This is a genomic window from Micromonospora sp. KC606, assembly GCF_004348675.1.
GTDB lineage: Bacteria > Actinomycetota > Actinomycetes > Mycobacteriales > Micromonosporaceae > Micromonospora.
In genome coordinates this window covers 86,917-93,544 of record NZ_SMKN01000004.1, presented here as the reverse complement: position 1 = coordinate 93,544, position 6,628 = coordinate 86,917, and the positions used below count along the sequence as shown (strand labels likewise).

Below are 6,628 nucleotides of genomic sequence, written 5' to 3'. Positions count from 1 at the left end.
GAGGCGGATCAGTTGCCACTGCTGGTTGGTCCCGTCGAGGTTCTGGTAGCCCGCCAACATGCCACCGTCGGCGGTCGACCGGTTCCACACATCGATGACTTTGCCGCTGGACCGGTTGACGAACCGTACGAACCCACCCGCCGAGTCCTGCAACTGGAAATGCTGGGTCGTTGCCCCGCTGTCGCTGTTCTGCAAGACCCGAGTGCCGTCCGCCGCGCCCGGCAGATCCAACACCTTTCCGCTGTGTCGCGACCGGACCTTGTAGTAGCCACCACCCGCATCCACGAACTGCCACTGCTGCACCGCGAGGTCATTGCGGGTCCACTGGTTCACCGGCGCGTTGTCCGCCGTCGACCAGTCGTACAAATCCATGGCCTTGCCGCTGTGCCGGTTTACGAACACGTATGTGGCACCCGTGTCCACCGTCGCCGCCCACGCCGCCGGCAACCCCGCCACCACACCAGCACCCGCCAGCAGCGCCACGACACCCACCACCGACAACGACCGCCAACCACGCCACCGTGATCGCATCACCGCCACCTCGCCTGCCAGAATCATCAACTTCCTCCGTTGGTCTTCGGTCGGGCGCGGAACGGAGATCGTCCACGATGTCAGCGGAAGGCCCTGCTTGGGCGCGCTTCACGTCCTCCGAGTCCCGCGTGACCGGGTGTCCCGTAACGACGGGTGTCCACGTGAAACGCCCAGCTCGCCGCGGTGCGTCAAGGTGAAGCTAAAATCGTGTTACAAGACGATGTTCGCGTTAACATTGACGTCTGTCAAGATGACACTGGGGCGTAAGCGGCCTGAGCGTCCCCCGCCGGGCGGCGCGGGTCTGCCAGTGTCGGTCATCGCGCCCGGTAGTCGGATCACCGATGGCGAACTCGGTGAGAGCCTGGCTGACCCTCTCCGGGCAGCGCAGGGTAGAAGGCTCCCCGCAATGTCCACCAGATGCCGGCGGTGCTCGGTGAGTCGCTTCGTCAGCTCGGTCAGCGCCACACTGACGAGCGCGAAGGCATGCTCGGCCGCACCTGTCCCGTCGAGCGTCAGGTGCAGGGCACGGCTGCGGCCGGCGAGCCGAGCGGTTCCTCTTGGCGATCGGACTGGGCCGTCCGGCCGCACTCGCCGGCCGCACTCGCTGGCGGGCGGCGCCAGGAGACCAGGGTGCCCGACGGCGACTGACAAACGGCGCTGTGAGTTCGGCTCGGTGGCCTGACCGTTGCCGCGCCCCGGTTGCCGGTGAGAACTCCGAGGCAACCGGGGCTATTGGTCGGGCTCGCGCCGGCTACCAACCCAGCGGCAGGCTGCCGATGTACGTGCCGAGCCGGTCGGCGATGAGCTGGTGGTCGCGGGTGGAGTAGTGCCAGTGGCAACCGAGAAGGTCCAGGCCGGTGCCGTCGAGGGCCCAGTAGCGGACCCGGCCGTCGCCCGCGTTGGCGCGCTCCTGCACCACCTGCTGCACGGAGTCCGCGAACGGGCTGGCGCCGACGGCCACGATGGTGGTGTTGGTGCCGTAGCGGGTCCGCAGCTTCTGCAGGAAGGCGCTGTAGGCGGTGCGGTAGGCGGCGACGAGGCTGTCCGCGGTCCAGGGCTCGCCGGGGTTGAGAGCGGTCGAGAAGTCGTTGGTGCCGAGGTAGACCACGACGAGCTGTGGCCGCCAGGTGCCGGGGTTCCACAGGTCGCCAGCGACGTTCAACAGGGCCCGGTCGTAGTAGGTGCGGTAGTCGGTGCCCGGGTCGCTGCCGTTGTAGTTGCGGACCATGCCTCTGCCGGAGAACGCGTTGATCTGGTAGTCGGCGGAGAGCCGTCGCGCGGTCAGCGCGCCGTAGCTGACGTCGGTGTTGGTGGTGCGGTTCACCTGGTCGCCGGTGCAGTCCCGGCTGGTGGACGTGTTGCCGTAGCCGGCCGTCAGTGAGTCGCCGATGAACTCGACCTGTCGGCTCCGGGCGGCCGGCTTGGTGAGGAGCGCGCCCCCCGGGGCGGCGACGAACCCGCCGAACTCGCTGCTGCTCCACGGGCTTTCGTTGCGCTTCACGAGGCGTACGGTGTGCTCGGCGTTGCTCAGGCCGGTAACCCATCGGGTGGTCTTACCGGGCGTCACGAGGGTGTCGACGGTCGTGCCGTCGACCTGGACGACGTAGTCGGCCGCCGAGTCGTTCAGCACGATTCCCACTCCGGTGCCCCGGAACCGCCCCTCGAAGTAGACGCCGGGCCAGCTGTACTGCACCGTGTCGCCACTGGCCTTGACGCGTCCCGCCGTGTGTACCCGGGTCAGCACGTCGCCGGGCGGCTGGCTCGTGGGACCGCTCGATGGTGACGCGCTGGGCGATGACGCGCTGGGCGACGGCGAGGCTACGCCGCCGGTGCAGATCGTCCCGTTGAGCGCGAAGCTCGCCGGGCGAGGGTTGCTGTCGTTCCATGATCCGAGGAACCCGAAGGTGGTGCTGCCGTTGGTCGACAGGGTGCCGTTCCAGGCCACGCTGCGGGCCGTCACCGCTGATCCGTCTTGGGTGAGAGTGGTGTTCCACGCCTGCGTCACTCGCTGGCCGGCATCGAACGACCAGGTCAACGTCCAACTCGTCACCGGGTCGCCGAGGTTTCTGAGCTCGACGTTTGCGCCGAACCCGCCCGTCCACTGCGACGTGACCGTGTACCTGACAGCGCAGCCCGCCGCCGCGGCGTGCGCAGCCACTGCGACGGCGGTCGCCGTGCCGGCCAGCAGGGTCGACGCGGTCACCGCGACGAGCATCCTGGTGCGGGATGGATACGTAGGCATGGCTTCTCCTCGGGGCCGACTGCGATCGAAGTATCTCGATCTAGAGGGCTGCTGACAACACCTCGGCCTTATCAGGCTGGGAGCTGGTGGAGATTCTGACCGGGTTTAAGGCGATACGCGGGACCGCGCAGCCGGTACGAGTCAGCGGGCGTCATCAAGCCGTCGATGTTCACTCAGGCTCTCTCCACCTGCGCCTCGCTTCGACGCACTCCGGCGGCTGCATGCCGGCATGCGCAAGCTCGATGTCCCCACGCCGCACTTCACGGATCGCGTCGGACAGGCCCAGCAACTCGTGGCGAGCCGCGACCGCACCCCGGCCCTCGCCGACGCGGACCGGGAACTCCTCGGCAACACGTTACGAAACCTGCGGCGAGTGATCGGCCGGCGCGGCGCAGCCGAGCAGCTGCTGCACGGCGAGCCGCACCCCGGCAGCGTGCTCGCCACGAAGAACGGCCTGCTGTTCATAGACTTCGAGACGTGCTGCCGTGGGCCGGTCGAGTTCGACCTCGCCCATGCGCCCGAAGAAGTCGGCGAGCACCATCCGGGTGTCGATCAAGGCCTGTTACGCGAATGCCGGATCCTCGTGCTCGCGATGATCACCGCGTGGCGCTGGGATCGAGACGACCAACTCCCCAACGGGCGCCGGCTAAGCACCGAGTGGCTCAGCCAGATCCGAGCAGCGCTCGACCGCTACGGCCTGGATACCCGAAGCTGACAGATCGTACTTCAACAGACCGCAGCATGGTCCGATCTCGGCAGGTGCCTCGGCATGCTGGTAGGCGACGCGCAACGGAACAAGGTCAGGCGCGCGGTGACGGCGGGCAGGTTCGACAGCCAGTATTGGTGGCTCGTCGCAGCCGGGTGGCCATTCGGCAATCAGCCACGCTTCGGGTAGGTCGTGGCAATCCGACAACGGTGACGAGCCGAGTGTTGGGGGTGATGCCGATGGGCGACCCAGCTCAGGCAAAAGCCCGACGCAGATTGAGCAACCTGAAGGAACTGCGGAACAGCCTGGTTGAGTATCTTCGCGGCTAACCGCTGCCTCCCTGCACCCTCACCGGCCCACGGCACGTGCCCCGCGTCCTCCGAAAGGTGCGAAAGATGACCTCATCCCTCGCCAACGCCCCGTCCCCAGGGCTGCTCGCGCGGCTCAACGGGGCCCACCACAAGGCAGCACTGAACGGCTTCCTCGTCATCGTGCTGGCGCACTGGGCCGAGCACCTGGTGCAGGCATACCAGATCTGGGCGCTGGGCATGCCGCGACCGCAGGCGCGGGGCGTGCTTGGACAGTTTTTTCCCTGGCTGGTCTCCTCGGAGTGGCTGCACTACGGCTACGCCATCGTGATGCTGGTCTTCCTCTTCGCGCTACGCCGTGGTTTCGTCGGCCGGGCGAGCACCTGGTGGACCGTGGCTCTGGCCATCCAGTTCTGGCACCACATCGAGCACTTCCTGTTGCTGTGGCAGGCGCAGGCCGGCACCGCGTTCTTCGGGCAGAAGGTGGCCACCAGCATTCTCCAACTGGTGCTGCCGCGGGTCGAGCTTCACCTGTTCTACAACTCGATCGTCTTCGTCCCGATGATCATCGCCATGTACCTGCACCTGCGTCCCTCCCGGCGTGAGCAGGACATGATGACGTGCAGCTGCACGGGGCGCCGCGACGGCCGGCCGCTCGTGGCCCATGCCGCGTGAGCTGACCCCGCTGCCCGTCTCCCGTCGGCGGGCGGCGCTCGTCGGCCTGCTCGCGACGCTCGTCGGGTTACTCGCGCTCAGCCCCGGCTCGGCCCAGGCGAACAGCGGGCCGGAATCGGCCGACCCGTCGGCCGGCGCGGTGCTCAGCACCGCGCCGGCCGAGGTGACGTTGGGCTTCGGCGGAAGCATCGACGAGGAGCAGTCGCACGTAGCGGTGCTCGACGACGCGGGCAGGACGGTTTCCGACGGCGAGCCGCGCCGCGCCGGATCCACCCGGCTGCGGCTGCCGTTGCGCATCGGGGCCGCCGGCGACTACACGGTGGCATACCACGTCACCTTCACCGACGGCACGACGGACACCGGGGTCCACCGCTTCAGCGTGGGTACCGGCGTCCCGCCGGCCCCGCTGGGCGCCGCCGCCCTCCGGGCCAGCACGGACGCAGTGGCCGCACACGCACACCGCATCGACCCCTTCAGCGCGGCGCTGCTGTTCGTCGATGGCGTGGTGCTGGCCGTGATACTCGCCCTGCTGTGGCTGCGACCGCGGGACGGGCGGGCGATGTCCCTGCGCGCCGACCCACGGACCTGACCGGGCGGCCAGGACATGCGGGGAGGTCGGGCAACGGAGAGCAGCGGCGACGACATCCGTCCATGCCGATTGTTCTCGCTGTCAGGGGATGCGCAGAAACGAGCGATTCTCCCACCCTCGTTCTCGTGGGAGTCCATGCCCGGGTCGTCGACGCTGTCAGGCACGAAGCCGCATTGATGATCTGTCCGCCGCGGTGCTCACCAAAGCAGGCTCAAGGATATTGTCCGGACGGCATGCGCGCCGGCGAGCAATTCGAACAATCGCCCCCGATAAAGGCCGAATCCCGTCGTCGTCGGACGCTCTCGAGGTCGATCACTGCGATGGGCCGGTCTGTTCACTTGGTTGCGGGAGACGACCTGCCCGATAAATCCTCACAACCACCGGATCACCCGCAACGCCCATCTGGTGGCTATTCAGAGGACGGGAGTTCCATGCATTGAACGATCTCGGTGCATGGTATCGTCGTAACGCCTCGAAGCTGTTCGGATACCCAACGCGAGGGTCGACTGAAAGGGGTCAGACAGCCTTTGTTTGCAGCGTCGTGGCGTTGGTGATCTGCGCATTCATCTAAGTTCCGCCGTCGGTCCGAACACCTGTCCCGCTGTGTCTGGTCGCCGACGCCGTGGACCAAGGGTGGGGCGATTTCATGCATTGCGGAGGATGGCGCACCCGCGGCCGCCGATGCGCAGACGCATCGCGTGGTCGGCGGACCGGAATGGCACACCGTTCACCGGATGGAGCTGATTCGCGTGCACGGCCTCGACCGGGCGATCGCGATCATGTGGGATCGCTACCACGAACCTCTCTCACTCGAAGCGATGGCTGATTCGGCCTTTCTCAGTCGTTTTCACTTCTCGCGGTTGTTTCGGTCCAGAACGGGCACTTCGCCGGGGCGTTTCCTGGCTGCGATCAGGATCTTCAAGGCAAAGCACCTGCTGCTGGAAACCGAGATGAGCGTCACCGACATCGCCTACGCCGTCGGCTACAACAGCCCGGGCGCCTTCATCAGCCGGTTCACCCGCAGCGTGGGCATCTCTCCGGCCCGGTACCGCTGGCTCGCAGCGCACGGAATCCCGCAGTTGTTCCACACCCGGACGGTCGGGCCCCACCGCCGGGCCACCATCGGCGGGCGGATCGTCCTCCCACCGGTTGACGTCCCGGTCAAGGTGTACGTCGGGGTCTTCGACAGCCCCATCGTGCAGGGACTACCGACCTCCTGCGACATCCTGGAGGCATCCGGCGAATACCTGCTGCGCGACGTTCCGGAGGGGGAGTGGTATCTGCGTGCCGCAGCGATCGACCCCGACGACATCACCACCCGGCCGTCCATGCGCCGGCCTGTGGCGGTCGGCTCGCACGGCGCGTTCACCGTGGCCGCCGGTGCTGACCTCACCATTGACCTGGAACTGCAGCCCCCCGGAGTCTTCGACCTGCCGATCCTCGTCGCGCTGCCGGAACTGGACAGCAACACCCACGGCAGCCGGCGCCGGCACAGCTCTGCCCGACTGGAGCGGTACTCGGCACGGGCGCTGTAGAGGCCAGGCCGGGGCCCGGACCGGGCTTCGTGCCTCCGGGCG

At 67.6% G+C, this 6,628-nt stretch carries 5 protein-coding genes and 1 pseudogene; 4 read left to right on the top strand and 2 right to left on the bottom strand.

Annotated elements, in window-relative coordinates; translation table 11 throughout:
* Together E1193_RS02320 and E1193_RS02315 are read right to left on the bottom strand one after the other, a co-directional pair.
* A partial coding sequence (locus E1193_RS02320; RefSeq protein ID WP_243707231.1) for an RICIN domain-containing protein occupies positions 1-483 on the bottom strand: 483 nt, incomplete at its 3' end.
* Between the two features lie 799 nt (positions 484-1,282).
* Entirely contained in the window at positions 1,283-2,773 is a 1,491-nt protein-coding gene (locus tag E1193_RS02315; protein WP_243707230.1) for a cellulose binding domain-containing protein, read from the bottom strand.
* A 214-nt stretch (positions 2,774-2,987) separates the two neighbouring features.
* Here E1193_RS02315 and E1193_RS02310 point away from each other — a divergent pair.
* The 4 genes and pseudogenes from E1193_RS02310 to E1193_RS02295 form a co-directional block, all read left to right on the top strand.
* Positions 2,988-3,488 (top strand): annotated as a pseudogene (locus E1193_RS02310) (phosphotransferase); the annotation flags it as partial.
* A gap of 386 nt (positions 3,489-3,874) precedes the next feature.
* Positions 3,875-4,462 (top strand): hypothetical protein, encoded by a 588-nt coding sequence (locus tag E1193_RS02305; protein WP_132179719.1) that lies wholly within the window; start codon positions 3,875-3,877, stop codon positions 4,460-4,462.
* Positions 4,452-5,051: a copper resistance CopC family protein gene (locus E1193_RS02300; RefSeq protein ID WP_132179717.1), complete on the top strand. Its 600-nt coding sequence runs from the start codon at positions 4,452-4,454 to the stop codon at positions 5,049-5,051. The genes E1193_RS02305 and E1193_RS02300 overlap by 11 nt, the downstream gene beginning before the upstream one ends.
* A 734-nt stretch (positions 5,052-5,785) precedes the next feature.
* Positions 5,786-6,586, top strand: a complete 801-nt coding sequence (locus E1193_RS02295; protein ID WP_165945592.1) for a helix-turn-helix transcriptional regulator — start codon at positions 5,786-5,788, stop codon at positions 6,584-6,586.
* The last annotated feature ends 42 nt before the right edge of the window (positions 6,587-6,628 follow it).

What these genes read in the sequence shown, in the direction of transcription:
- E1193_RS02315 (WP_243707230.1), bottom strand. Translation starts at nt 2,773, where the DNA reads ATGCCTACGTATCCATCCCGCACCAGGATGCTCGTCGCGGTGACCGCG.
- E1193_RS02305 (WP_132179719.1), top strand. Translation starts at nt 3,875, where the DNA reads ATGACCTCATCCCTCGCCAACGCCCCGTCCCCAGGGCTGCTCGCGCGG.
- E1193_RS02300 (WP_132179717.1), top strand. Translation starts at nt 4,452, where the DNA reads ATGCCGCGTGAGCTGACCCCGCTGCCCGTCTCCCGTCGGCGGGCGGCG.
- E1193_RS02295 (WP_165945592.1), top strand. Translation starts at nt 5,786, where the DNA reads ATGGAGCTGATTCGCGTGCACGGCCTCGACCGGGCGATCGCGATCATG.